Here is a 26,450-nt window from a genome sequence, read left to right on the forward strand (position 1 = left end):
ATTTGAGAGTGAATTCAAAATCGAAAATTCAAAATATGAAGTACGCTCTCGTTCATGAATGGTTAACGCCAGAGGCAACCGGCGGGTCAGAATTGGTTGTGCAGGAAATTTTGCAGCACATCAATGCCGATCTCTACGCACTCATCGATTTTGAATCGACTAATCCAGAAAGCTATCTCTTCAAGCGTCCGATTGGAACGACGTTTCTGCAACATTTTCCTCTAGCGCGGAAGGGGGTGCAAAAATATCTGCCACTGCTGCCGGTGGCGATTGAACAGCTGGATTTGCGAGAGTATGACGTAATTTTGTCTTCTTCCCACGCAGTGGCGAAAGGAGTGCTAGCAAGTCCGCAGCAATTACATATCTGCTACTGCCACACGCCGATGCGTTATGCCTGGGAGATGACGTTTGATTATCTTAATAGCAGTATTGCCGGCAAAGGGCTTCCAGGGATTTTAACGCGACAGTTGCTACACCGGCTCAGGCAGTGGGATGCTGTCTCAGCAAACCGAGTTGACTATTTCATTGCCAACTCCCGACATACCGCACAACGCATCTGGCGCTGCTACCGGCGCGAAGCCGAAGTGATCTATCCGCCGGTGAATATCGATAGATTTTCCGTTCAACCACACAAACAAGATTTTTACCTAACCGTTTCCCGGTTAGTAAGTTATAAAAAAGTATCTTTAATTGTCCAAGCCTTCAACCAGTTAGGGCTTCCCTTAGTGGTGATTGGCAGTGGGCCAGAGTTGCCACTGATTCGCAAAATGGCGAAATCCAATGTGCGAGTGCTGGGTTGGCAGCCGTCTGAAGTTGTACAGAAGTATATGGCGGAGGCGAAAGCCTTTGTGTATGCAGCCTGCGAAGATTTTGGGATGGCTTTGGTGGAAGCTCAAGCCTGTGGGACGCCGGTGATTGCCTACGGTGCCGGTGGCGCACTGGAAACAGTGCGAGATATTCAGCAACACCCGGATTTAGGGACAGGCGTGTTTTTTGCCCAGCAAAGCACAGCAGCTTTAAAGGAGGCGGTGGAGACTTTTGAGGCATCTCAACCGGCTTTTAATCCCGACAAGGTGAGAGCAAACGCAGAAAAATTTGCCCCCAAAATCTTTAAAGAGCGCTACTTGGCCTATTTAGATCACTGTTATCAAGAATTTGAGGCTAGAAATCTAGGCTAAAAATCTGTATCTTACTGTCCATAGCTTTGAAAGCCACTTCGCCGCCCTTGAGCGTCTAGAGGCTTTATGATCAGGACTGTGTGTGGTGTGAATTGAAGGAGTAAGATGACTGCCGAAAGCCAACTCATCTCCGGCAAGGTCATTCGGGCGATGGTTAAACGGGGCTTTCCGCCCCTCGCATTGAGTGGTCTAGACGGAGAGTTTTCTAAGCGGTTGTTCGATATTCTGTTTTCTCTATGTGTTCTGATCCTGTTTTCCCCAGTTTATCTGCTCTTAGCTATGCTAATTGCTCTGGCCTCACCAGGGCCAGTTTTTTACAGACAAGAGCGTGTGGGAAAAAACCGCCAATCCTTTGGCTGTCTTAAATTCAGAACAATGGTTCAAAACGCTGACGAAATGTTGCTAGAACTCATGACAGAGTCCCCCCATCTTCGTCAAGAATTCGAGAATAATTTCAAGCTTAAACAAGACCCTAGAATTACCTGGATCGGTCGATTTTTAAGGCTGACTAGCTTGGATGAATTTCCTCAATTTTGGAATGTTTTGAAAGGGGACATGAGCGTTGTGGGTCCTAGACCTTTAGTGGAAGAGGAACTGCCGAAATATGGACGGCATATAGATAAGGTGCTAACCATCCGGCCTGGAATTACAGGCTTGTGGCAAGTATCTGGGCGGAATGACATTCCCTATCCCCGCCGAGTTCAAATGGATGTCTATTATGTCAACTTCCGGAATTTTTGGATGGATTTGTGGCTGATTTTCAAAACCCTTGGCGTCGTCATTTTCCCCAAAAATAATGGAGCCTACTAAAGCGAAAAGTAGGGTTCGCCTGGTGCATAAAGTCTGTGAAAGACGCAATGCGCTATTGAGTCTGACACAATCAATCTCTCAGACAAGACGGTTCAAGGAGTGGCAAACATCCCAAAAATTTTGAATTCTTTACAAACATTTTAAAGTTTGTGGGTGCTTGATTTCCGATTTGAAGTTAACGTAGGGATTGACACTCCCCATTTGTTTCCATTAGGGAGATTTTCAGATCGGGAGAGGGTGCGGCAAGAGCAGTTGGGATTTAAGCCGGCACTCATCCCCAGCTCAGGGTCAGAAGACACCAAAGCAGGGGAAAGTGCCATCCATCAGCCTTGCTCAAACCAAGGCACTCCTATCATCGGTGAGCTATCTGACGCCCCAGATGGTAGATATCCGGTGGCCGACTGGCTGTGTGTGGCAAATGATATCAGCCAATCACAAATGGGAACTCTACACTCAGTCTCGCCGGTTATGGGCAGCCGGCCTATCTATCAAAGAACTGAATTTTACGTTCAGATTCTTCTTTGTAACCAACCATAAGGAATACTGAGGATGACGCAACGGAAGCGAGCGCTGATCACCGGCATTACAGGTCAAGACGGCTCCTATTTAAGCGAGTTGTTGCTGGAAAATGGCTATGAAGTTCACGGCATTATCCGGCGGACTTCCACGTTTAACACTGATCGGATTGACCACATTTATGTCGATCCTCACAACGAAAGCGCAAAGTTATTTTTGCACTATGGTGATTTGACCGATGGCACAACTTTGCGGCGAATCTTAGAAGAAGTCCAACCTGTAGAAATTTACAATTTGGGTGCTCAATCCCATGTACGGGTGAGTTTTGACTCGCCAGAATACACGGTTGATACAGTGGCAATGGGAACACTGCGCCTGCTAGAGGCAATTCGAGACTATCAGCAACGCACCGGCATTGAAGTGCGCTTCTATCAAGCCGGTTCCTCCGAAATGTATGGCAAAGTCCAAGAAATTCCTCAGAAGGAAACAACCCCGTTTTATCCCAGAAGTCCTTACGCTTGTGCCAAACTTTACGGCCACTGGCAAACGGTAAATTACCGGGAGTCTTACGGTCTGTTTGCGTGTAATGGCATCCTTTTCAACCACGAAAGTCCGCGTCGGGGCGAGACATTTGTGACGCGCAAAATTACACGAGCAATTGCCAGAATTGTTGCCGGCAAGCAGAAAAAAACCTATCTGGGCAACCTAGATGCTAAGCGGGATTGGGGTTATGCAAAGGACTATGTTAAAGCCATGTGGCTAATGCTACAACAAGAAGAACCCGATGATTATGTGATCGCAACCGGCGAAACTTACTCAGTCAAAGAGTTTCTTGAGGTTGCGTTTAAATACGTCAACTTAGACTGGCACGATTATGTAGAGTTTGATGAGCGATACCTGCGGCCAGCGGAAGTTGAATTGCTGATAGGAGACTCCACAAAAGCGCGGCAAAAATTAGGTTGGGAACCGACCGTCACTTTTGAAGAGTTAGTAGGTTTGATGGTCAAAGCAGACTTAGAAGTGCTGGGTTTAATTTCACCCAATGAAGATTTGACCCAAGTTTTTAAGGATCACGCTTTTATTCGTCAAGAAGCGGGGGGCAGATTTGATTAATTTTAGATTGAGAAGCTGAGATTAGAGATTCACCAGATCAACCTCAAATCTAAAATTCCAAGACGCAGGCGGGAGGACGCAAAAATGACAACACTAGAGCTAAAAGACAAACGAATTCTGGTAACGGGGGGCGCTGGTTTCTTGGGCCGGCAAGTGATAGATCAGCTCGTCAAAGCTGGCGCTGACGCCCAAAAAATTACAGTGCCTCGCTCACGTGAGTATGATTTGTGTTCAATGGATGCCTGCCAACGAGTTGTCCAACAGCAGGATATTATCGTTCACCTAGCAGCGCACGTCGGTGGCATTGGTTTAAATCGGGAAAAACCGGCCCAATTATTTTACGACAATTTGATGATGGGCACTCAGCTCATTCATTCCGCCTATCAAGCCGGTGTCGAAAAATTTGTCTGCGTTGGCACGATTTGTGCTTATCCTAAATTCACACCCGTGCCTTTTAAAGAAGATGATCTTTGGAATGGCTATCCGGAAGAAACCAACGCTCCTTATGGAGTTGCAAAGAAAGCTTTATTAGTGCAACTCCAAGCTTATCGGCAACAGTACAACTTCAATGGAATTTATCTGCTGCCGGTGAATTTATACGGGCCAGAAGATAACTTTGATCCTAGCAGTTCTCACGTCATTCCCGCCTTAATTCGTAAAGTTTACGAAGCCCAACAGCGAGGAGACAAACAACTGCCGGCGTGGGGAGACGGCACTCCCAGCCGCGAGTTTCTGTACTCAACAGATGCAGCGCGGGGCATTGTCATGGCAACCCAAAAATACAACGATCCAGATCCAGTAAATTTGGGAACCGGCTATGAAATTACCATCCGCGATCTGGTAGAACTAATCTGCGAATTGATGGAATTTAAGGGAGAAATTGTTTGGGAAACCGATCAACCGAATGGTCAGCCACGTCGCTGTTTAGATACCGAACGAGCAAAGCAAGCTTTTGGTTTTACTGCCCAAGTTGAATTTAAAGAAGGGCTAAGAAATACCATTGATTGGTATCGCCAGCACGCTGCTTAAGTGTGGGAAGCCCGTTTTCTCAAAGAAAGCGGGCTTTTTTAGTCTTTCGTTTCCCAACCGCTAGTGCTAAGCTATCCTAAGCAGCCAAGAGAAAATAAAACTCATCAATTAATGTGGAAAAAGGTCAGAGGGGTATCGTTAATGGGATTCGGATATCTCTGATCGCCCTTATCTTGGTGGAACGATATTTTCTTTAACCTGCCTATTGCTTATTTATTCGGCTACCTCTTCAGTCTACCTTTTCCAGATTTATTATTACCGTTCACAATCGTCGGCTACTGGTTCTCCAACGTTTTGGAATTTATTTTAATGCAAGTGGGGGCAGCAGATACTTTTTTGGAAAATAAAGAAAAAAATTTTAAGAAAGATTTGCTAACGAGTTTGGCGACTTCTACGCTGTATACCATTGTGGTTGTTGTCTTGGTCAAGCTTAATATCTTTAGTTTGCCAATGGAATTAGCCCTACCTTAAAATCCCAACCCAAAAATGTTTTAATAACCGTGCCATGAGCAGCACTGACTCCCGGCTAGATAAAGCAACATGGCGACGTGCGCTTTTGCAACAACGGCAATCGCTGCCGGCAGATATTTGGCAGCAAAAAAGTACGCAGCTTTGTAGCCACCTGCAATCCTCATCTTTGTTCGCTAAATCAGAAACAATCCTGGCTTACTTCAGCTTCCGCCAAGAACCCGACCTCAGTCTTTTATTTAGTGATAATCACAGATGGGGATTTCCTCGATGTGCCGGCAAATCTCTGTCTTGGCACCTTTGGAAACCTGGAGAAGCCCTGCAAATCGGCTCTTATGGTCTGATTGAACCCGCTCCCAATTCCCCAACTTTGCAGCCGGCAGAAGTAGATTTAATTCTTGTCCCAGCCGTTGCCTGTGATCAGCAAGGATATCGCTTAGGCTATGGCGGTGGCTTTTACGACCGGCTCTTCACTTCACCGGAGTGGGCATCCAAACCAACCCTCGGCATTGTGTTTCAATTTGCTTACTTACCCCAGTTGCCTGTTGATTCTTGGGATAAACAATTGCATGGCGTTTGTACAGAAACCGGGATAAAAATGATACAATAAAATCCCTAGTTTTTTCTGCAATTTCTCTGAACCTTGCGCGACGGACTATTGTCCGTCGCACTCCAACTACCTACCTTTGAGTGGTATTTAGTCAGACAAATACAATTACTATAATATGACATTACATATATTTTTTCAAGTCCATTTAGGTTTTTTTATAAGAATTTAAACCAAACTTTCTGCTGATTAAAGTTTAGCGATTAGCTATTTAAATAAAATTTGTATGGAGACATTTAAACTTTGTTTTAAAATTAAGAATCTTGTTCTCCAATTGCTAAAAAGCCATGCTTAATCAAAAAAATCAAAATTTTAAATTTAAACCTCAACGCTTAAAATGGTCGGGGTGGAAATACCTTTGGATGTATGGGCTACTGAGTGCGCTGGCCTTTATTATGCTTGTGCCCCTGTTTTGGTTGATCAGTACGTCCCTGAAGTCGCCGGCAGAGAACATTTTCCAATTTCCTCCGCAATTGCTGCCGGCTCAGCCAACATTACAGAACTTTGTCAAAGTTTGGTTGTCCGAACCTTTTGGCCAGTATTTGTTTAACAGCACATTGGTTGCCGGTTTGACGGTGGGATTAAATCTGCTGTTTTGTTCTCTCGCTGCCTATCCTTTAGCACGGTTGGATTTTCGAGGGCGCGACTTGATTTTTACCGCTATCGTTTCCACCATCATGATTCCCTTCCAAATCGTGATGATTCCCCTGTATATCTTGACCGTAAAACTCCGCCTGATTAACACTTACCTGGGCATCATTTTTCCTTCCCTTGCTTCCGCCTTTGGCATTTTTCTATTACGGCAAGCTTTTATGGGTGTACCTAAAGAATTAGAAGAAGCTGCCCGAATGGATGGCTGTTCTGAGTTGGGGATTTGGTGGCATATCATGTTACCTGCCATCAAGCCGGCACTGGTGACACTGGCCATTTTTGTGTTTATCGGTTCTTGGAGTGACTTTTTATGGCCTTTAATTGTCTTAGATAAGCCTGAATACTATACGTTGCCTTTGGGAGTGGCAACCCTTGCCGGCACCACCTTTTCCTTAGATTGGCGGTTAATTGCTGCCGGTTCTGTGATTTCCATCTTGCCGGTGCTGTTTCTATTTTTGTTCGTGCAGCGCTACATTGTTCCCACAGATGCCGGTAGTGGAGTTAAGGGTTAAAGAGCAGTTTCGCCTCATTCTTCGCTGTCATTAAAGTCAACCCGTTTCTAAAGGTCAATTAAAGAAATATTGTATTGAACCTCGGCTGAAGTCAGGTTTAACACGACATTAGCACAGGCTAAACCATGAATTTGGTTGATGCTTTCCTATAAAAACTTGATAAGCTGCTTATTACCCAATAATCACAACGTTTTTATTTAGCCGCTAAAACTGCTTTCGGATAAGCAATGCGTTTGTGATTAAACTGTAGCCAAACTTGCACAAAAATTTCAGCAATTTTTGGCATCTCTTCGCGGGTTAAACCGGAATCTGTCAGCTGGTTATCCTGCCAGCGGGCGCGAAGGATCTTATTAACCATATTCAAAGCTTCTTCTGGGGTGGCGTCCTTAAGAGATCGCAGCGCTGCCTCACAGGAATCTGCCAGCATGACAATTCCTGTTTCACGCGATTGGGGAATTGGGCCATCGTAGCGAAAATCCTCTTCGTTCACGGTTAAACTGGGGTCTTGGGCTGCTAGCTGCTGGGCTTGGTGGTAAAAATAAGCGATGAGCATGGTTCCCTGGTGTTCTGGGATAAACGCTTTAATCGCCGTAGGCAGCCGGCACTTACGAGCCATTACTAACCCTTCAAGGACGTGCTTTTTAATAATCTCCGCACTTTTCCAAGGGTCATCGATGATATCGTGCTTGTTAGGGCCACCCATCTGATTTTCAATAAACCCTAATGGATCGTGCATTTTACCGATGTCGTGGTATAGTGTGCCGGTTCTCACTAGCTCCACGTTACAGCCCAGAGCTTTGGCGGCTGCTTCGGCCAGGGTGGCAACAAATAGAGTGTGCTGGAATGTACCTGGAGCTTCCGAGGCTAAGCGTTTCAATAGAGGCCGGTTGGGACTCGCTAATTCAGCTAAGCGGATGGGGGTAACGAGGTCAAAGACGTGTTCCAGGTAAGGGCTAAGGCCGAGTGCCACGATACTCCAAGCCAAGCCGGCGAGACTTTGCAGCGCTGCCGCGCTGAGGACGGCATACCAGATCGAACCGGCACTCGCACTGGCCATCAGCGTCAAAAGCAGATACACAGTTCCTTGAGTTAATCCGACGGCACCGCCTAAAAGGGCCAGTTCTTCGCGTGAGCGTAATCTGCCTGCGATCAAGCCACCGATCAAGCCCCCAGCGGCACTGGCGATTAAATGAATTCCGTCAATTTCCAAGCCAACCGGCAGCACCCAACCCAGCAAAGCGACGACGGTTGTTCCGACGGCTGAACCATAGAAACTGCCCAGTAATAAACCAATCGCGGGCAAGCTTGTGTGAGGCACCTGCAAAGCCACCAACAGCGGCGTACTTAAGGTTAGCAGCAGTACCAAGATGTGATCGCGCCGGCGCAACCCTGGATGAAAGCGCCGCTCTACCACCCATAAAACGCCGACGGCACCGGCTACTAACCCACCTAAGCTGATCAACCCCACCCAGTTCGGCTCTCGCTGGCTTTTGCCGAAGTAATCGAGCAGGACAAAATCCGGCTGGTTAATCTGTTGGCCGGCGCGGACAATCACTTCACCCCGATCAATGGTAACAATGACGGGTTCTACCTCAGAAGCAACTTGCTCTGCCCGAAGTCTAGTGCGTTCTGCATCCCTGATCAAGTTGGGCCGTAAAACGGCCAGTAATATATCTGTCGAGAGCGATTCTGCCTCCGCTGGCACTGCTGTTCTAACTTGGAGGCTTACGGCGTGCTTTAAAATGCCATCCGGCAGTCCCGGAGAAATTCCTTGAGCCAAAAGACGTTCTGCCGCGTGATAAATGCCCACTTGCATTTTCTGCCAATCGGCCTCAGACAAAGCGAACAGCTCCGCATCGTATCGATTGGCCAGTCCAGTCACTGATGGTTCAGAAAGCGCTGCGACAGCCATCATATAACGTCGGCGGGCTTGAGTGATGGTCTCTAACAGGCTAGAAAAATTTTCCGCTGAAGCCGTTTGCCGATACGCTTGAAGTTCAGCAATGGCTTGCTGGCCTGCCACATTTAACGGAGGACGGATCTGTTTAATGACCCCGCTATAAGGATCTTTGCGGGCAAGCCGGCGCAGCGCTTCCAAGGATTCCTCTAAGGGTTTCCTCGCATTCGCCGGCAAGGGGTTACTATCGGGCTTTTTGCTATCCTTTTGCTCTTTTTGGTCTTTGAGCGCGGCTAAAACCGAGCGCCAGTCCGCTTCCCTTGCTTGACGCAAGTATAACTGCGTCTCAGTTGACAAGCTGGAAGTCTCTGTGAAGGGCACCACGCCGGCCATGCGGCGGAGTTCGTTACCTTGTTCGATGGCTCGTCTCAGGTCGTTGTATATCTGCTGGTTAACTGCCTGATCGATTTTTAATACGGGAACAGAGCCTATTCGGGCGGCTTTTCGGTTTTCTTCCGTGGTTTTGGTGTCCTCCACCTTCGCCGCTGTTGGCGCAACGATTGTGTAGGGAGCCGTCGTGCCAACATCCAGTTTTGGCTTATTGTAGAAGCGATGACCGATGGAGCCGGTGAGGCATACCACTGCCAGCACAAGCGAAATGGGCGTGTGCGCTCTGTAGTTCTGGCGTTGTGAAACTATTGAGCGCTTTTGGTATACATCAGGTTGATTAGACGACACAGAGGGCAAAAAGCGAGATAAGGATTTGTGGGTTGACTTGGGTGATGTGCTGCCGGCAGCTTTAGCCTCAGCCAAGCTCTTTGTCAGCACTTTTGCTAATAGCCCTCGCCGCCACTGAGCACCATAGCGAATGCGAAGTTGTTCAATCTGCCGCGTCAATGAAGAAAGCGTGTTCATCTGAACTCTCCGCACGATGCCCCCTGGCTGGTGAGGGCTTGTTTGTTCCACACTCCTACTTTAGCTAAGGAAGAATGTGGGTCAGTGATTACCACGCTCATACAACTCATGTGTGTCTGTTGTTGCCGGCCCGTAGAGGCACAAAATTCGCTGAAGGTGAGCGTTTATTCTCTGCTAGGCACAGCTTTAAACCTAGTTGTTTTGCCAACTCATTATCACTATTTTCAACTTGACGAGCGGGCTGGCCAGGAACTGTATCGCAGGCATAATTATAAAACCGGGCGTGCGCCACGATCTTAAACCCACGGTGGCAACACTTGCGAACGGTTATAGTATGCCCTTTTACATTTAATGCGTCTTGCTGTTCAAAAAAATCCCCCTTAAGGATGATTTTAATGCGGCAGGATGAACGGACTCTCGATCTGCTCTTACCCGGTAAATAGGGGCGTGTCCGAAAAAGGAGGCAGCAGTTATTTTGTCTTGGCTGGGTGCTCACTTCACATCAAGGGTTTTCCAGTTGAAGGCGGGCTGGCTCTGGCTCGCTGAAAAAGTTGTTTTTTCGATTTCATTTTGTAAAATTTGTCAACTCTTTATTTTCAATTCTCCCCGATTAACGAAGCCTCATGACTTGGGGCGCTGCAACCGCCCTCAACCGGCTTGATTCAAGTGAAACATCTGAAACCTCATAAACACCAGACCACGCAGCCACCAAGCGAGCTGCGAGCTGTAGAATCTCTGTAACCCCAACACCCCACAACCGACTCATAGAATCCGTTTCCGGTTGGCTTGATTGTGTGCGCCATGCAATTGGTAAGCCGGCAGTGCTGTTATAAGCTCCTGACAAAGCGCCGGTGATCGCGCAAGTGATTTGTGGGGCTTTCCCGATGCGAGCAGCGCGAATCACAGACAGACGCAAATCTTCTAACGTGCTTAAAAAACAATACAGCGCTAAAGTAATAGGCGTGGTGTTGGGTGTAGCTTCCTGATGCCTCACCAACATGAGCTTAGCCATTTCTAAACCGGCTCTTTGCTCTAACAAAGTCTGAACCTGCCGCAGCTGTGCCAAAAAAGCTCGATCCACCTCATCTGCACGGCTTTCTTCTAGATAAGCGATCATCAGGGGAATCAAAGTTGCAGCGTCGAGTTTCTCTTTCAGCGCTTGAGTCAGGGCAAATCCAACCGCCAAAACTCCATCGCACGACTGTAAGGCATTCGGCACACTTGCAACCGCCTGTTGTAGTTGCGCTTGCCGTTTGGCCTCATTTTCATGAAAAAACAGCGCCACTGGTAGCGTTGCCACAACTGCCTCAGTGCCGGTGAAAAGCTCAGGACGGAATTTTTCCCATCTGGCACGCCATTCATTTACATCCAACGCACCGGCTTGAATCAAACTTTGAGCGCCGGCAACTGCGATGCACCCCCAGCCTAGAGGCACAGCGCAATTTTGATAATTACTGCCCTGCCGGCTCAATCCCTGGTGGCTCACACCCGTCCACAGATGTGCCAATGACATTTGTGAGCTAACTTGATACTCAGCCCCCAAAGCTTCTCCAACCGCAGCCCCCAATAAGGCTGCTTCAAATCGACTTAGGATTGAGTATTGCATTGCCTAGCGCCTCGTCCTGAGTGCCCAATGCCGAACACAAGCATTAACCGGGCGGCTGCATTAAAAATAAGAATTTTGTTTTTCGCCTTTGCCTTTAGCCCTTTGCCTTGTCCCTTCATGCTTCATCCTTTCTCAGATGGCCCAGCAGAGCGTGTAAACCGAGGCGATAACTGTCTGCGCCAAATCCACTGATCTGTCCAATAGCCACCGGCGCAATAAAGGAGTGGTGACGAAAGGCTTCTCGGCGGTAAATGTTACTCAGGTGCACTTCTACCGTAGGAATCGCCACCCCTGCGATTGCATCTCGAATCGCCACACTCGTATGGGTATAAGCACCTGCATTAATTAAAATCCCTTGATGATGCCCAGATGCCGAATGAATCGCATCTACAAGCACGCCTTCATGATTCGACTGCAGCGTAGAGACTTTCGCTCCTAGCGCTCCTGCCTGATTTTCTAGTAGGCGGTTAATTTCATCTAAAGTTACAGAGCCATAAACTCCCGGTTCTCGTTGACCCAGGAGGTTGAGATTTGGCCCATGCAGCACAAGGATACTTAACAGGCGCAACTGTCCCTGTTCGTTACTCAACAAACTACCGCCGACCTTTTGGTTCGCTGACTGGCACTGGAATCGGTTCTGGTTCGGGCTGAGCGTCTGGCCCTAAAAGTGCTTCGATTAGCTTCCGCGCCCATTCCTTAAGTTTTTCCAGTATGTTATCAATGAAATCCATTGAACACAAAGCTCCTTAATTTCAGCCTGAGCGACTGCTTACCCACGAAAGATTTTAAGTGAGGCAAGCAGCATTTTAGTTCTTTACTCGATCATAACGAATGATCCCAATAGGTCAAGGAACGAAATTTTCGATAGGCTGCCGGCTTAACAATTTTCGCCGCAGGTGGTCGAGGGCCGCGCAGGCGCTGATGTGGCGAATTAAAGCCCGATCCCGTAGGGCACCAAATCGGTATTCAAAACTTTCCACTTCACCGGCAGGCCCAGCCAGACCGATATAAACTAAGCCTACAGGTTTAGTCTCACTTCCACCTCCAGGCCCAGCAATGCCGGTGATACTTAGCCCCCAACCCGCACCCAGTCTAGATCGGACGCCGCTGGCCATTTGCTTTGCCACTGGATCGCTAACGGCACCTAACTGCTCTAAATCTTCAGAATTCACACCTAAGAGGGAAATCTTCACTTGATTGTCGTAGGAAATGACACCGCCCAGGAAATAATTAGAACTGCCGGCCACCTCAGTCAGCATTTGTCCAAGTCCGCCGCCGGTACAGGACTCTGCCACAACTAAGGTTTCACCGGCATTCTGCAACAGCCGGCCTACCACGACAGGGAGAGTCTCATCATCCGCCCCGTAATAGTCAAGTCCCGCAATTTGTTGCAGTTGCTTCTCAACGGGTGTAATTAGCTCAATTGCCTCCATTTCTGAGCCGGCACGGGCTGAAATTCGCAACTTCACCTCACCCCGACTCGCATAAGGCGCAACCGTCGGGTTTGGTAAATTCAGAAAAGCAGAGACTTTTTCCGCCAAGGTAGACTCAGCAATGCCCCAAAACTTTAACGTCCGGCTGTAGATAATTGCTTGACCCCAGCCCTGACTTTTTAAATAAGGCACAGCCGTTTCTCGCCACATCCCATACATTTCCCCTGGCACACCAGGGAAAGTCAGAACGCTCAAGCCGGCACGGGGTTGCCAGATGATGCCTGGGGCAGTACCGGCAGGATTGGGTAAAATTTCAGCCCCGCGTGGAATTAACGCTTGTTTGCGGTTGCTGGGAGCCATTTGCCGCCCGCGCTGGGCGTATTTGTGAGCGATATCTTCTAGAATTTCTGCACGTTCAACCAGGGGGACGCCAAAAAAGTCGGCTAATGTTTCATGGGTGAGGTCATCCGGCGTTGGGCCAAGACCGCCGGTAAAAATCAGCACCTGTGATCGTTCACAGGCAATGGCCAATACTTGTTTAAGCCGATCTGGATTATCTCCCACCACCGTTTGAAAATAGTGAGGGATTCCCAGTTGGGCCAGTTGTTTTGCCAGAAATTGGGCATTGCTATTGAGAATGTCGCCCAGTAGAAGTTCTGTGCCGACACAGATAATTTCAGCACTCATGGAGTTTTCGAGTTTAGATTGTAGATTGTAGATTTTAAACGGTGTCGGAGAGCGCAAATCTAAAATCTACCTTCGCTTAAGATTGGCGGGCGTGCTTCCAAACTCGCCAGCTAGCATAGCTTAGTAATGCCGTCGCACCCGATGCGTAAGCAATGCCACTTGGTATGCCTGAAAAAGCCAGGGCTAAACTCCCGACCCATAAAGTCAGGGCGTAAATAAACAGAACGGTTAATCTGTGGGACAAACCGGCTTCTAGCAGCCGGTGATGCAGGTGACGTTTATCAGCCGTGAACGGCGATTTTCCGCTGCGTAAGCGAGACAGAATTACAGCAGACATATCCAAAATCGGGACGGCCAGGATCAGGTAGGGCATCAGCACAGCAGTAACTGCGGTGCTTTTAACTAAACCAATGACGCCAACGCCGGCGAGGGTGAAGCCCATAAAATAGGCTCCTCCATCTCCCATAAAAATCTGAGCTGGGTTGAAGTTGTAGCGCAGGAAACCCAGTGCTCCACCGGCTAAAGCTGCTGCGATCAAGGCGGCTGCCGGTTGTTTCATAAACAAACTGACGAACAGCATGACAACGGCGGCAATGCCAGAGACACCGGCAGCTAATCCATCCAAACCGTCAATCCAGTTGATGGCATTGGCCATGCCGACCAACCAAATCACGGTAATGGGCAGACTCAGGATACCGAGTTGGGTAAGTCCTGTGAATGGAATTGTCAGAAAATCAATACTGACGCCAGCCATCCAAGACATTGTGGCAACCGCTGATTGCATCAACAGCCGGCTGATAGGCGAAAGGCCAAACAAGTCATCTGCCAGACCGATCAGGAAAAAAGCAATTCCGCCCAGGGTCACGCCCCAGATTTCATACTCTTGATCGCGATTGAGAATCTGGCCACCAGCGTCTACAAAACCTCCTAACCCCCAAACTACAAGGAGCGCTATAACAGTGCCGGCAAAAATCGATACTCCTCCCAGGCGCACCATTGGGCGCTGATGGACTTTGCGTCCGCCCGGTTGGTCTACGCGGCCACTTTTAAGACCGATTGTTTTGACAACTGGTGTGCTCCAGAGGACAACGAGGGTGGACACCAGAAAGGCGAGCAGGTGGTACAGATGGTAAGGCATCTGAAAATTATTGGGGTGCGAGCCGAAGAACGTATCAGGCAGAGTCTACTACATTTCAGACATTCAGAGTTACTTTTGGTTGACCAGGAATCCCAATCTTAAAATTTAGGTCGCCTTTACCCTGCCCCTGCGAATATTCCAGCAAAATTGACTTTAGAATTGAGGCCGGCAGGAGCCTTGAGGGGCTTAACAATCGCTTGCGAACGATCCCCTCAAACACGCTGCATTTGATTTTATCTTTTCAAGGTTTAGACTTTCGCTTGAGCGTTCATGCCTTCAAACCGAACTCAGTTCAAAGCTGTAGCCATATCCAATCTGATCGGATTCCTGGCAAATGCCATGCAAAATAAAAATAAAAACGTTTTCTGCTAACTCTGCTACAGCTCGTTTCAGCTCCATCTTGAGTAGGAAATATCTGTAAGATTTCGACAGATTCTTCCAACCTTACTAAAAAAAGAGGGAAGTGTTTGTAATGCTTCAAATGCGAAAAATAAGCTCAGCAATTAGGAATCACAACCCAAATAAAAAATGCTCCACCTCTTGCTAAGCAGCCGAGGTGAAGCATTTTAAGGCTGATGAAGTATTTCGCAAACCGGCCTGAGTATTTGCTAAAAATTCATCCGCTCAATTTTTCTAGAGGAGTTGGATCTTTCAAATCTGCAAATACCTTAATCCCGGCTAATTTAGACTAAAGCCGGCACAGGAGTATTGAGGTGGGGATAGAGGGGGAAACGCTCGCACAAAGAAGCCACTCGCCGACGGCAATCTTGGGCAATGGCTTCATCTTCCGGATTCAGTAAGCGATCCGCAATAATGTCAGCAATTTCTGTGAATTCCACACTTCCCATGCCGCGTGTGGTCATAGCCGGCGAACCTAGCCTTAAACCACTGGTGACAAACGGCGATTCTGGGTCAAAGGGAACAGTATTTTTATTTGCTGTAATATTGACGGCGCTCACTAACTGGTCAGCTTGCTTGCCGGTCATGCCAACAGAACGCAAATCGAGGAGCATCAGGTGGTTATCGGTGCCGCCTGAAACAATTTTGATGCCTCGTTTTTGCAATTGCGCGGCGAGGGCGCGGGCATTTTCAATCACTTGGCCAGAATAGGTTTTAAATTCTGGTTTGAGGGCTTCACCGAAAGCAACTGCTTTACCGGCAATGACGTGTTCTAGCGGCCCGCCTTGGGTGCCAGGGAACACGGATTTATCAAGTTTCTTGCCGAGTTCAGCATCGCCGGTGAGGATTAAACCGCCGCGAGGGCCACGCAGGGTTTTGTGCGTGGTGGTGGTGACGACGTGGCAGTGGGAGATGGGGTTAGGATGGTGGCCGGTTGCAACTAAACCTGCGATGTGGGCGATATCGGCCAGCAGGTAGGCACCGATTTCATCGGCAATCGCCCGGAATTTGTCAAACTGGATAACGCGGGGATAAGCTGAATAGCCGCAGATCAGTAATTTAGGCCGGTGTTGCAGCGCCAATTCCCGGATCTGATCGTAGTCTAGCTGCTCTGTTTCCGGGCTGACTCCGTAGTCACAGACTTTGAACCATTTGCCGGACACATTCACTGGGGAACCGTGGGTTAAATGTCCCCCATGTGAGAGATCCATCCCCATAATGGTGTCTCCAGGCTCTAGCAGAGTCAGGAAGACGGCAAAGTTTGCTTGTGCTCCTGAGTGGGGCTGCACGTTAGCGTGAGCGGCACCGAATAGCTGTTTAGCCCGGTCGATGGCTAATTGCTCGATTTTGTCAACAAATTCGCAACCGCCGTAATAGCGTTTACCGGGCAAGCCTTCGGCATATTTGTTTGTTAAGACTGAGCCTTGGGCGGACAGAACTGCCGGTGAGGTGAAGTTTTCACTTGCAATGAGTTCCAAGTGATCCTGCTGCCGATGGAGTTCTTGCTCGATGAAGCCGGCAACATCGGGATCGCTCTTGGCGAGGAAGTCAAAATTAGTCTGAGTCACGGAAGCTCTCTCCCCAGGAAAAATGTTCGACAATGGCTTTAATCTCAGGTCAGTGGCGCTTGCATTCGCGAAGAATGTGGTTGCTTTCTCAGCCAGCCTATGTTTCCCAAAAACATTGATTATATACCATGCTTTAGGGAAAATCCCTTGCCAATCGCGAAGGTCAGTTTTAGCCACAGATTCCTGAGGGCCGGTGTCAAAAATGACGCAACAGATACTTTAACGCGTTGATGGGCACATTAAGCTGTGTGTTAATTTGCCCGATTTCCCAAAAAGCCTGAATAGAATGAACTCAGTGGTGTAGGGGATCACCGGAGGTGTGGAATGTTAGTTATTTTGATGGACAATCAGTTACTTTCCCCTCAGCAAGTTTGCCAAACCTGTTTAATGGCCGATCAAAGCGGTCAACCTCGCTGGCGCAAAGGTCAACTTTGCTGTGGCAACCAAATTAGCCAACTGGCAGAGCACCAACCAGCCCAATATGAATGTCAGATGGGTTTCCGAATTGCCAATATTGAGTGATATTCGGCTGTGAAACTCAAGTGCGATCTCTTGGCAGTGAGCCGGCACAACCTTCCAGCGTTCTCGGCAACTGCGTTATCCTGAGTTCAGACGCAACTAATGATACACACTCTGGCTCAGGAGGATACCTCATGTCTTGGCGCGGTTCTATGACTGTTTCAGATCGGATTTTTGCCTGCTTGCCTTATCTGCTGCCCCTCATTGATGGAATCGTCTTTGGGCAGTTTTTATTTGCACAATTTCCACCTCTAGGGCTTATTTTGCTACCGTTGCTGCCCTTGTTGCAGATTTATAACACGATTCCCTTCGCCGGCTTGATTATTTTCTTTGCCTTGTTTCTTCTTGTGGTCAGAAACGAAAAAATCAGTCATTTTATTCGTTTCAACACCATGCAGGCAATTCTTTTAGATATTGTTTTGATGCTGTGCGGGATAATTGTGCCCATTTTAGGCAAGGGTCTCCAAACCGGATTTGTCATGGAAACGCTATATAACATGATATTTCTGGGCGTGTTGGCAGCCTTTATCTATGCCGTGGTGCAGTCGGCGATGGGGCGTTATGCAGAAATCCCGACGATTTCCGAGGCGGTTCATATGCAAGTGCGTTAGGGAGATGTGAGGAGCGAAGACACCCTGATAGCACTTTAAGGCTTTATGGCCGGCTCAATGATGGCCGTGCCACTACAGTATTTTCCAGTGCGCCAATTCCTTCTATTTCAACGCGAACCCGATCACCAATTTGCAATGGCCCGACGCCCTGTGGTGTGCCGGTGAGTACCACATCTCCGGGCAGGAGAGTCATGATTTGAGAGATATAGGATACCAGAACATCCGGTGGAAAAACCATCCGATCAATCGAGGAGGACTGCACCGGCTGAGGGCTGTTATTTACAAAGGTTTGCAGACGTGCACCCGGACTTAATTCTCGGACAATCCACGGCCCAAGGGGGCAGAAGGTATTAAATCCTTTGGCTCGTGTCCACTGTCCATCCTGCTGCTGTAAATCCCTAGCAGTGACATCGTTGGCGATCGTGTAACCCCAAATTTTATTTTGGGCCTCCCCTGGGTTGCAGTCGGCACAAGGTTCGCCAATAATCAGGGCCAGTTCTCCCTCGTAATCCACCCGCTTTGACTGGACTGGATAGGTGATCGATGTTTCTGTTGCGATCACAGCGGTTGGCGGTTTCAGGAACAAGAGAGGTTCAGCCGGCACGGGTGTGCCCATTTCGGCGGCATGATCGACATAATTTTTGCCAACTGCAACAATTTTGGAAGGAGCGCAGGGCGCGAGGATTTGATAACTATCTGGTTCTAAGTGCAAGTCAGTGGGTTGCCCTTTTAACCAGGGAGGCGCATCAAGTACCTGAACGCCTCGGCTAAGTTGCAATAAACCATAGTGAATCTGTCCCTTTGGTGTTTGGACGCGGACGTAGCGCTGTGCCATGACTTTGCGTTCTGTTTTAGGATTTATTGTTGAGCTTGCGTGCGAATCGCTCAAACGTAGATTTTCACTGTTCACAGCTTAAAAGGCACCCGTTGATAAGAAAAGATGAATGACTATCCGATCAAAATCCACAATATTGTAATGCCTCAGTTCTTCAGTAACGCTGGGGAGTTGTATCAATTTTTAGGGTTTAATTTTAGAATAGGGATGGGATGAAGTCTGGCGTAATCCATAAGCCGCCAAGGTTTGAGCGATTAGCAGCTCCCTCAATATTTGAAATTAATCAACCGGATTTGTTTTAAGTAGGTGCTTGCTGCCTTCTAAAAAAGATAGGGATGCCGGTGTCCAGAGACATTCAACACAAATTCAATTGTGAGTTAGATGTTTTGGATGCTAAGATATAGGTTTTGCAAGTCAAGAGAAGCGGCTGCTGTAGCGCACTCAACTTGCTGTGGCTGGGGGTCTTAATGCCTCCGCAGGCGGCTGCACTGCCTGTTGAGTTTAAAGGAGGCACCGTAGGTTTAGTCTGTCGTGTGCACAACAATATTACCCGCTTAAGCCTGAAGGTTTGACCTAGGGAAAATGTCCAAAGGATAGGAACTCATGAACTACATTTACGAAACCATGTACATCTTGCGTCCAGATATGGGCGAAGAGCTAACAGAACAAGCAATTGCCAAGTACCAAAAGATTCTGCGCGATAACGGAGCAGAGCCGGTGGATACTCAGCATCGGGGCAAGCGTCGCTTAGCCTACGAAATCCTGAATTACCGGGAAGGCATTTATATTCAAATGAACTACCAGGCACCAGGAAACGTAGTGGCGCTTGTGGAGCGAGCGATGCGTTTGAGTGATGAAGTGATTCGTTATCTGACGATTAAGCAAGAAGTGACTGAGCCAAAGGCAGAGCCAGCCGCAAGCACTGCCACAGCTACAGCCGCAGCCGTCGCAGTTTAATTTACTTACAGCTCATTGCAAAAACTCCCCTGTCCTTTGGACAGAGGAGAAATTTTTTGTAGGTTCACCGAAAAGCAAAAACTCCTCTGTCCTCTAGACACAGGAGAAAATTTTTGTGGGTTCACCGAAACGCCGTCTTACCTCAGTTTTTGACCTGGAAAAATCCAGGTGGGCACCGATTGTCCAGCTTAAAGTTTCCGGCTACTTGGCCGGTCTACTGCTGCTAGAAACTATTAGGTTCCCTTTTTCAACAAGACATAGATCATAAAACATTATTGGCAGTCACCAACGTCTCAGTGGAACCTCTTCTATTGTAATCACTTCGCCAGCGTTCGCAAGGGGGTATCAACCGTACCAAATCGAGTCGCAAATCTGGGCTAGCTTCAGACTTTCTTGCCGCAGCTGGGCAGATGGGGAATTTTGCAAAACAGTAACGTGCCCCAATTTGCGTCCAGGGCGTGATTCTGTCTTGCCGTACCAGTGGACATGAGCGTGAGGAATCTCAGCCAGCTGTTGCCGTTTGGCAAGGTAGGGGTTTTGGGAACGCTCATAACCCAACAGGTTCACCATCACAGCACCGGCACAACTAAGATTTGGGTTTCCCAAGGGTAGATTACAAACCGCTCTGAGATGCTGTTCAAATTGGGAGGTTTCGCCGGCATCAAGGGAGAAATGACCAGAATTGTGGGTGCGAGGGGCAATTTCATTGATCAGCACCTGTCCAGTGGCCGTTAAAAATAGCTCAATGCCAAAGATGCCAACTGCTTGCAAGCTTTCTAAAAGGGTGCGGGCAATTTCTTCAATCTCTACTATTGTTTTTGGCTCAAGATTCGCCGGCACAATCACACGCCGGCACACTTGGTTTTCTTGCTGGGTTTCCACAATCGGGTAAATCGCAATCTCACCGGCAGCGGAACGAGCGGCGATAACCGCTAATTCTCGCTCAAAGGGGACAAATTCCTCTAACATCACCGGCACATATTTCCATTGCTCCCAAGTCGCTTCTAGCTCGGATTGGCTTTTGATAATCGCAGTGCCTTGGCCATCATAACCATGCCGGCGGGCTTTCATCACTAGCGGGAAATCCGAGGGTTCAATTTGGGGAGCGGCTGCTTGGGCGCTTGATTTTTCTTCTAGGGCAAAGAATTTAGGCACCGGCAGTCCTAAATCCCGCATATAGGAGCGCTGATGGTATTTATCTAGTAGGGGTGCTAAAACTTGCAGGCTGGGGCGGAAACAAACGCCTCTTTCGGCTAGAGGCATTAAGGCGTCTAAGTTAACAAATTCATTCTCAAAGGTGATTACGTCGCACCGGCTGGCTAGCTGCGCGGTGGCTTCGGCATCATCAATCGGTGCCAAGATGGTATCCGTAGCAATGGCAACGGCTGGATCGCTCTGATTGGGCGTTTGAATGATTAATTTCACCCCCAATTTCTCGGCAGCACCCGCCATCATCCAAGCCAATTGTCCGCCGCCAATGATTCCGACTCGCTCTATTACCATTACCGGCACCCCAATGAGTCACGAGTGGACACGCCGGTTTTTGAGTTAACACCGGAAGCTTTAGCGCAGAGTTCTTTAACTTGAGCGCCGTCAAGCATGGCATCTGTAAAGTCAGCGCCGGCGATGTTTGTATTATTAAAGATTGATTGCAGCAAAATGGTTTCTACCAAAACCGCATCGCTTAAATCGACGCCGTTAAGGTTGACGCGATCCACCATTGCGTTGGTTAAATCTACACCGTGAAAATTAGCTTTCGTCAAGACAGAAGCACTAAAGATTGCACCCCGTAAGTCGGCATCGGCAAAGTTAGTAAACTCCAGATTGGCATTAGAAAATTCTGCCACTTGCAGAGTTTGCCCAGAAAAATCTCGCCGGCTAAGTTGAGCGTTACTAAACGAGAGAGGGGGGGGATAGTCTAGTGCTTGGGCTGGGGAGGGCCGGCACAAACAAATCAGGGCGAGTAGAAATGCAGTCAGTAGCCGAAGAATCATAAAAATATCCGATGAAATTGAACACATTAAGCAAATATTCCAGTCAAAGCGAAATATTCGGCTTATAAATCTTTTGCTCGATTCATATTTTATCAAGCCGAATCGAATGCCTTTACTTGTTAGAGAGCAGTTGGCAGCGCATTGAGTTTGGTTTTGATGGGGGTTGATTAAATTATTTTCTCATTCTGCGGTTATTTTAATTCAAAAATTCGTTCTTAAATTTTTGCAGAGGTGTTTAGAGAGAAAGTTCTGATACTACCTGAACAGCAAGCATTGCCTAGCCAAATTTGAGTTTTTTGAAGTTTCCTAAAGTTAAAACTTTGAAATATTTAAAATTTTGAAGTTATTTTATTTTGTTTTAAAATAGCGGCATTTTAACCATAAGAAACTTCTGCTTCAAATAAATTGTTAAACGAACGTACACCTAATTCGCTATTCTTTGACACCGGATTGACCTCAACCAATGCTTCTCCCCATCTCCCCCTCTATCTCAACAAAAAGAATAAATACATAGCCGCTTAGACTTCTTGGCTGGCAAATCTGTCTTTGTGCTTATCTCATCCGGTATACAAGATCGCCCTTCTTTTTGTCTAGGATCTGAATAGATGAAGTTTAACAAAGGTGATATCATGCCAAACTTTCTAATAACTTGGTTAGTTGCAGCCAGCTCCCTGGTTTTTACCTCCTATATTGTACCGGGCATGGAAGTTCAAAGTTTTCAGGCTGCCGCCATTGCAGCAGTTGTCTTGGGCTTAGCCAATGCGATTGTTAGACCACTTTTGGTCGTTTTAACACTTCCGGTTACAATTTTGACCTTGGGTTTGTTTTTGTTTGTCGTTAACGCCCTCACACTTCAGCTAGTCGGCGCAGTAACGCCTGGTTTTATCGTTGGAAATATCTTTTCCGCCCTGATGGGTTCAGTGGTGCTGTCGTTTGTTTCCGGCGCAGTCGGCAAGTTTGTACAGCCGGTGCCGAATTCGCCTCAAATCGGCTCGCGTGGGGTAGATTCTTTGCCAGATTCAGCATCAAATCCCAGATAACCTCTTGGCGTAATCATCCAATCTGCATGGGTGCGGGTGCTGCTGTTGCCAATTAGCACAGTTGTCAGCATATTAATGGGTATTTCATTAAATTTGTCAAGGGTAGTGATCGTAATTTCTTCATCCTCTCGATAGGCCGAGCGAACAATGGCTACCGGCGTGCTAGGGTGACGATGTTTTAAGAAAATTTGCTGGGCGCTCACAATCTGCTCAGTTCGAGTCAGTGAGCGCGGATTGTAAAGCGCTGTTACAAAGTCTGCCATTGCAGCGGCTGTAAGGCGCTTTTCTATGACTTCCCAAGGCGTCAGTAAATCGCTCAAGCTGATGGCGCAAAAGTCGTGCATTAAAGGTGCGCCGACGCGAGAAGCAGCAGATTGCAAGGCACTGATGCCGGGGAAAACTTGGACTGCCGGCACTTTACCATCCCAACCTAGGGCGCGGAGTTCTTCTAGCACTAAACCCGCCATGCCGTAGATACCGCAGTCACCGGATGAGACAACGGCAACCGTTAAACCCCAATTTGCCAGCTCAATTGCGCGTTCGGCACGTTGGCGTTCTTGGGTAATGGGGAGGGATTCAACGATTTGACCGGCACGCAGCAGAGGGGCGATAAGGTCGATATAGAGGGAATATCCGATGACGGCATCAGCTTGAGTCACCGCAGTTTGAGCCGCCGGCGTCATTTGATCGAGTTTTCCCGGTCCTGTACCAATCAGAAATAGAGTGCCGGTGCGTCCCGTATATTCTTGCTGAGATTGAGCAACCGCAATCGTAACTGCCCCTGGTTGTTCTGGATCTCGGTAAATTTGTTTGGGAATTAGTAGGGAATTGTTTGCCGGCATTAAAGGATTAGAAAATTGATTGCCGGCTGCAATTGCCGCCGCTTCAGCAACACTGGGAGTTCCCACTTCTGCTTCTACAATCGTTGAAGGGGTAGGGACAGGGATGCCGCGTAAGGTTTCTGCTGGGAAAGTTTTTACCGGCAAGTGCCAATCTTGACAAAGTTCGATAATTCCCACTTCATCGGCTTTGATATCGATAGTCGCGATGCCGGCAATCGCTTTTAACGCGAGTTGATGAGTTTTAAATACTTGCTGAATAGCAGTTTCAATTAATTGTCTCGACGTTCCCCGTTCACAGCCGATTCCCACCCATAAAACTTTGGGATGCCAGTGTATTTGTGGAATAGGGGAAGGGGATATTAGAAGTTGATCTTTAAAAGTAATCCTAATTTGAGCATGGGGCATGGGGGGGATATTTTCTCTTTCTTCCCCTCTCTCAAAATAAAAGGGATGCCCTTCCGGTAGGTGAGATTGCCAGAGAGTTAAACCGGCTTCTTGAAAGATTTCTACAGTTTCTCCGCGTGCAACTGCTGCACTCACACCCGTCCAATCTCCCTCGCCGCGTTGCCAGCCAAAAGGAACACCCAGCATATCAACTGCCGGCAAACCCAATCCTGCTGAAGCGCCGGTTAAAACAGGAGTTGCACCCAGTTGCCTTGCAATTAACCTTGCCAGTTGATCCGCGCCGCCTTGATGTCCACTGCATAAACTGATTACAAACTGGCCGGTTTCATCAACAACCACAACTGCTGGATCAGTGGATTTATGCTGCAAAAGGGGTGCAATGAGGCGAACAACCGCACCGGCAGCCAAACTAAAGACAAACGCCCCATGATCAGCCCAGATATTAGCCAGGTGGTCTTTAAGAGAGCCGGTGTAAGCTTTTATTGTAAGACGAGTATTTTGCTCACCTGCCGTCTTTACAACATCCAATAGAGATTCTGGCACCCATAGAGTCGCATCAGCACTCTGACAGAAAGACAGCAAGCGTTTAGCGCCGGCAGGAGTCGTAGCAATTGCAGCTAAAGGCTGAAACTCAGCCAAGAGTAATCCCATTGAAAACTTAATTGATAGATAAACTTAAGCTTAGCAAGCTTGACACAACAACGAATAGATGTCCAGCCAACATCCTCCATTCCCATCATCAACCATCATCTATGCCTAACGGCACGCTGCGCTATCATCTGTGTTTATCTGTGTGCATCTGTGGTCAAAAAAATCTTAAATTTATCCCCAAAAATCCTCAACCTCACAAACCATCATCTATGCCTAACGGCACGCTGCGCTATCATCTGCGTTATCTGTGGACGCAGGTGGAACTAGAATGATGAGCAAAGCACATTCAAGTTTCACCTGCGGAATCTGCGGTTAAAAAATCTTAAAACCCACAAACCTTCACCACACAAAAAAAGCGCCTGACTTCCCATCAGGCGCTTCCTCAATAATTGACAGAATAAACAACTAACCTGTCTAGTAAACCCTTCCTGAAAAAGAAACTAATTTCTTCTCGCCACCGGCACACTCTTAACAGCCGGCGCAGATGCTACGGACTTTGGTTGCACCATTGTGGCTTGCAACATCGGAGTCCGGCTGACAGAATTGTTAGCCAAAGTAAACAGAGGGTTAGACAAAATACCTGCCAGAGAAGTCGCAATCAATGTTAGGACTAAACCCACTTGCAAAGGCCGCATTCCGCTCAAATCCCAACGGATCGTTGGGTAATTCTTCACAGCATCGGACATTTCCTGGGGTTCTTTGACAACCATCATCCTGACGACGCGGATGTAGTAGTAAATAGAGACAACACTGGTCACTAACCCCAACAAGACTAAACCGTAAGCACCGGATTGCCAGCCGGCCCAGAACAGGTAAATCTTGCCAAAGAAGCCGGCAAGCGGAGGAATCCCCCCCAAAGAAAGTAAGCAAATACTCAGTGCTAAAGTCAGCAGGGGATCTTTTTGATACAACCCTGAGTATTCGCTAATTTGGTCTGTGCCGGTACGGAGCGTGAAAAGAATAACACAGGCGAAACCTCCCAAGTTCATGAACAGGTAAATTAGGAGATAAAACACCATGCTGGCATAACCGGCTTGTGTGCCGGTGATTAAGCCAATCATCACAAAGCCGGCTTGGGCGATGGAAGAGTAAGCAAGCATTCGCTTCATGCTGGTTTGGGCGAGGGCAACGACGTTCCCCAACACCATACTCAACACAGCTAAGGCGGTAAAAACAAAGTGCCACTGTTCGGTGACGACGGGGAAAGCAGTGGTTAACAGGCGGATAGCGAGGGCAAATCCAGCGGCTTTGGAACCGACGGAAAGGAAGGCAACAATAGGAGTTGGAGAACCTTCGTAAACGTCAGGTGTCCACTGGTGGAAGGGAACGGCTGAGATTTTGAAGGAGATGCCGGCAATTGCAAAGACTAAAGCGATGATAACTGCTAAAGATTGACCGGCATTGGCGTTGGCGATGCCGGCGGCAATTGCACTTAGCTGGGTTTCGCCGCCTGACATTCCGTACAGCAGAGAAACGCCGTAGAGGAAGACTGCCGAACTGGACGCGCCGATCAGCAGATATTTTAAGGCGGCTTCATTAGAACGCGGATCTCGCTTGGTGTAGCCGGTGAGTAGGTAGGAGGAGATACTTAGAGTTTCTAAGGAAATAAAGATCATCACCAGTTCATCAGCGCCGGAGAGGAACATCCCCCCGATGGTGGCGGTGAGTAAAATTGCCAAGAATTCCGCTAGGGAGGTGCCCGATTGCTCAACGTAGGTGATGGACATTAGAATTGTCACGGCAGCCGAGAGGGCAACTGTGCCGCGAAAAACGAGACTCAGGGGATCGCTGTTAAAGCCTCCCATAAACCCAATGGTGTTGGTGCTATCCCATTGATAATAAAGGGCGACGGTTGAAGCGAGAAGGCCGGCGATCGCCACGTAGGGTGTCCAACGGGCGGAGGTGCGCCCGACGATCAGATCGCCCACGAGCACGACCAAGAGGGTGACGATGACGATCCCCTCTGGCAATACTGTGCCGGCGTTTAGCTGGGCTGCAAGATTGGCAAAGTTCATAAGGCTAATTAGGCAGATATTGGTAGCGCTTGGCAGCAATGCTTAAAATTATTT

At 48.1% G+C, this 26,450-nt stretch carries 24 protein-coding genes and 1 other RNA gene; 12 read left to right on the forward strand and 13 right to left on the reverse strand.

The features are described 5' to 3' along the window. Nucleotides 1-35: 35 nt before the first annotated feature. From H6F73_RS21450 to H6F73_RS21485, 8 genes are all read left to right on the forward strand, one after another. Nucleotides 36-1,178: a glycosyltransferase gene (locus H6F73_RS21450; RefSeq protein ID WP_190760810.1), complete on the forward strand. Its 1,143-nt coding sequence runs from the start codon at nucleotides 36-38 to the stop codon at nucleotides 1,176-1,178. A 105-nt stretch (nucleotides 1,179-1,283) separates the two neighbouring features. Then, nucleotides 1,284-1,988 (forward strand): sugar transferase, encoded by a 705-nt coding sequence (locus tag H6F73_RS21455; RefSeq protein ID WP_190760811.1) that lies wholly within the window; start codon nucleotides 1,284-1,286, stop codon nucleotides 1,986-1,988. Nucleotides 1,989-2,141: 153 nt separating this feature from the next. Continuing rightward, nucleotides 2,142-2,525, forward strand: a complete 384-nt coding sequence (locus H6F73_RS21460) for a hypothetical protein (protein ID WP_190760812.1) — start codon at nucleotides 2,142-2,144, stop codon at nucleotides 2,523-2,525. A 12-nt stretch (nucleotides 2,526-2,537) separates the two neighbouring features. Next, entirely contained in the window at nucleotides 2,538-3,617 is a 1,080-nt protein-coding gene (gene gmd, locus H6F73_RS21465; protein ID WP_190760813.1) for a GDP-mannose 4,6-dehydratase, read from the forward strand. 84 nt (nucleotides 3,618-3,701) lie between these two features. Then, complete coding sequence (locus tag H6F73_RS21470; RefSeq protein ID WP_190760814.1) at nucleotides 3,702-4,646, forward strand: GDP-L-fucose synthase; 945 nt, start codon at nucleotides 3,702-3,704, stop codon at nucleotides 4,644-4,646. Nucleotides 4,647-4,955: 309 nt separating this feature from the next. Then, entirely contained in the window at nucleotides 4,956-5,117 is a 162-nt protein-coding gene (locus tag H6F73_RS26705; protein WP_242072595.1) for a hypothetical protein, read from the forward strand. Between the two features lie 34 nt (nucleotides 5,118-5,151). Further along, nucleotides 5,152-5,724, forward strand: coding sequence for a 5-formyltetrahydrofolate cyclo-ligase (locus H6F73_RS21480; RefSeq protein ID WP_190760815.1), 573 nt, complete (start codon nucleotides 5,152-5,154; stop codon nucleotides 5,722-5,724). Nucleotides 5,725-6,083: 359 nt separating this feature from the next. Continuing rightward, nucleotides 6,084-6,884, forward strand: a complete 801-nt coding sequence (locus H6F73_RS21485) for a carbohydrate ABC transporter permease (protein ID WP_242072605.1) — start codon at nucleotides 6,084-6,086, stop codon at nucleotides 6,882-6,884. Between the two features lie 193 nt (nucleotides 6,885-7,077). Here the strand turns inward: H6F73_RS21485 and H6F73_RS21490 are convergent, their stop codons facing one another. The 7 genes from H6F73_RS21490 to glyA all read right to left on the reverse strand — a co-directional run bounded on the left by H6F73_RS21490 (nucleotide 7,078) and on the right by glyA (nucleotide 16,527). Further along, entirely contained in the window at nucleotides 7,078-9,696 is a 2,619-nt protein-coding gene (locus H6F73_RS21490; RefSeq protein WP_190760974.1) for an HDIG domain-containing metalloprotein, read from the reverse strand. 610 nt (nucleotides 9,697-10,306) lie between these two features. After that, nucleotides 10,307-11,302 carry an ADP-ribosylglycohydrolase family protein gene (locus H6F73_RS21495; RefSeq protein ID WP_190760817.1) on the reverse strand — a complete coding sequence of 332 codons (996 nt, stop codon included), beginning with the start codon at nucleotides 11,300-11,302 and terminating at the stop codon, nucleotides 10,307-10,309. 115 nt (nucleotides 11,303-11,417) lie between these two features. Continuing rightward, on the reverse strand, nucleotides 11,418-11,864 hold the full coding sequence (gene aroQ / locus H6F73_RS21500; protein WP_199330730.1) for a type II 3-dehydroquinate dehydratase: 447 nt from the start codon (nucleotides 11,862-11,864) through the stop codon (nucleotides 11,418-11,420). 31 nt (nucleotides 11,865-11,895) lie between these two features. Next, nucleotides 11,896-12,033, reverse strand: a complete 138-nt coding sequence (locus H6F73_RS21505) for a hypothetical protein (RefSeq protein WP_190669585.1) — start codon at nucleotides 12,031-12,033, stop codon at nucleotides 11,896-11,898. A 114-nt stretch (nucleotides 12,034-12,147) separates the two neighbouring features. Beyond that, nucleotides 12,148-13,422: a competence/damage-inducible protein A gene (locus H6F73_RS21510; RefSeq protein WP_190760818.1), complete on the reverse strand. Its 1,275-nt coding sequence runs from the start codon at nucleotides 13,420-13,422 to the stop codon at nucleotides 12,148-12,150. Nucleotides 13,423-13,498: 76 nt separating this feature from the next. Then, the gene (locus H6F73_RS21515; protein ID WP_190760819.1) at nucleotides 13,499-14,560 is read right to left on the reverse strand and encodes an MraY family glycosyltransferase; all 1,062 of its coding nucleotides are present in this window, start codon (nucleotides 14,558-14,560) and stop codon (nucleotides 13,499-13,501) included. Nucleotides 14,561-15,243: 683 nt separating this feature from the next. Then, nucleotides 15,244-16,527: a serine hydroxymethyltransferase gene (gene glyA / locus H6F73_RS21520; RefSeq protein WP_190760820.1), complete on the reverse strand. Its 1,284-nt coding sequence runs from the start codon at nucleotides 16,525-16,527 to the stop codon at nucleotides 15,244-15,246. A 324-nt stretch (nucleotides 16,528-16,851) separates the two neighbouring features. On the opposite strand from glyA, the gene H6F73_RS21525 reads away from it, so the two are divergent. Both H6F73_RS21525 and H6F73_RS21530 read left to right on the forward strand, forming a co-directional pair. After that, entirely contained in the window at nucleotides 16,852-17,049 is a 198-nt protein-coding gene (locus H6F73_RS21525) for a hypothetical protein (protein WP_190669593.1), read from the forward strand. A 131-nt stretch (nucleotides 17,050-17,180) separates the two neighbouring features. After that, nucleotides 17,181-17,657, forward strand: a complete 477-nt coding sequence (locus H6F73_RS21530; RefSeq protein WP_190760976.1) for a Tic20 family protein — start codon at nucleotides 17,181-17,183, stop codon at nucleotides 17,655-17,657. 43 nt (nucleotides 17,658-17,700) lie between these two features. Here H6F73_RS21530 and H6F73_RS21535 read toward each other — a convergent pair whose 3' ends face one another. Further along, a complete protein-coding gene (locus tag H6F73_RS21535; protein ID WP_190760977.1) occupies nucleotides 17,701-18,492 on the reverse strand; it encodes a fumarylacetoacetate hydrolase family protein in 792 nt (263 codons plus the stop codon). Nucleotides 18,493-19,095: 603 nt separating this feature from the next. Here H6F73_RS21535 and rpsF point away from each other — a divergent pair. Further along, the gene (gene rpsF / locus H6F73_RS21540) at nucleotides 19,096-19,449 is read left to right on the forward strand and encodes a 30S ribosomal protein S6 (protein WP_190760821.1); all 354 of its coding nucleotides are present in this window, start codon (nucleotides 19,096-19,098) and stop codon (nucleotides 19,447-19,449) included. A gap of 117 nt (nucleotides 19,450-19,566) precedes the next feature. On the opposite strand, the gene ssrS is transcribed toward rpsF, so the two are convergent. The 3 genes from ssrS to H6F73_RS21555 form a co-directional block, all read right to left on the reverse strand. After that, nucleotides 19,567-19,752: non-coding RNA, 6S RNA (gene ssrS / locus H6F73_RS21545), on the reverse strand. A 42-nt stretch (nucleotides 19,753-19,794) separates the two neighbouring features. After that, nucleotides 19,795-20,952: a 5-(carboxyamino)imidazole ribonucleotide synthase gene (locus tag H6F73_RS21550; RefSeq protein ID WP_199330718.1), complete on the reverse strand. Its 1,158-nt coding sequence runs from the start codon at nucleotides 20,950-20,952 to the stop codon at nucleotides 19,795-19,797. After that, nucleotides 20,952-21,443 carry a pentapeptide repeat-containing protein gene (locus H6F73_RS21555; RefSeq protein WP_190760822.1) on the reverse strand — a complete coding sequence of 164 codons (492 nt, stop codon included), beginning with the start codon at nucleotides 21,441-21,443 and terminating at the stop codon, nucleotides 20,952-20,954. The genes H6F73_RS21550 and H6F73_RS21555 overlap by 1 nt, the downstream gene beginning before the upstream one ends. A gap of 629 nt (nucleotides 21,444-22,072) precedes the next feature. Between H6F73_RS21555 and H6F73_RS21560 the strand changes: the two genes are divergently transcribed. After that, nucleotides 22,073-22,483 carry a phage holin family protein gene (locus H6F73_RS21560; RefSeq protein ID WP_190760823.1) on the forward strand — a complete coding sequence of 137 codons (411 nt, stop codon included), beginning with the start codon at nucleotides 22,073-22,075 and terminating at the stop codon, nucleotides 22,481-22,483. Here the strand turns inward: H6F73_RS21560 and cobJ are convergent. Together cobJ and H6F73_RS21570 are read right to left on the reverse strand one after the other, a co-directional pair. Next, nucleotides 22,426-24,381: a precorrin-3B C(17)-methyltransferase gene (gene cobJ / locus H6F73_RS21565; protein WP_190760824.1), complete on the reverse strand. Its 1,956-nt coding sequence runs from the start codon at nucleotides 24,379-24,381 to the stop codon at nucleotides 22,426-22,428. The genes H6F73_RS21560 and cobJ overlap by 58 nt on opposite strands. A 440-nt stretch (nucleotides 24,382-24,821) precedes the next feature. Continuing rightward, nucleotides 24,822-26,396, reverse strand: a complete 1,575-nt coding sequence (locus H6F73_RS21570) for an NAD(P)H-quinone oxidoreductase subunit N (RefSeq protein ID WP_190760825.1) — start codon at nucleotides 26,394-26,396, stop codon at nucleotides 24,822-24,824. Nucleotides 26,397-26,450 lie beyond the last annotated feature (54 nt).

This window comes from Microcoleus sp. FACHB-68 (assembly GCF_014695715.1).
Classification (GTDB): Bacteria; Cyanobacteriota; Cyanobacteriia; order Cyanobacteriales; family Oscillatoriaceae; genus FACHB-68.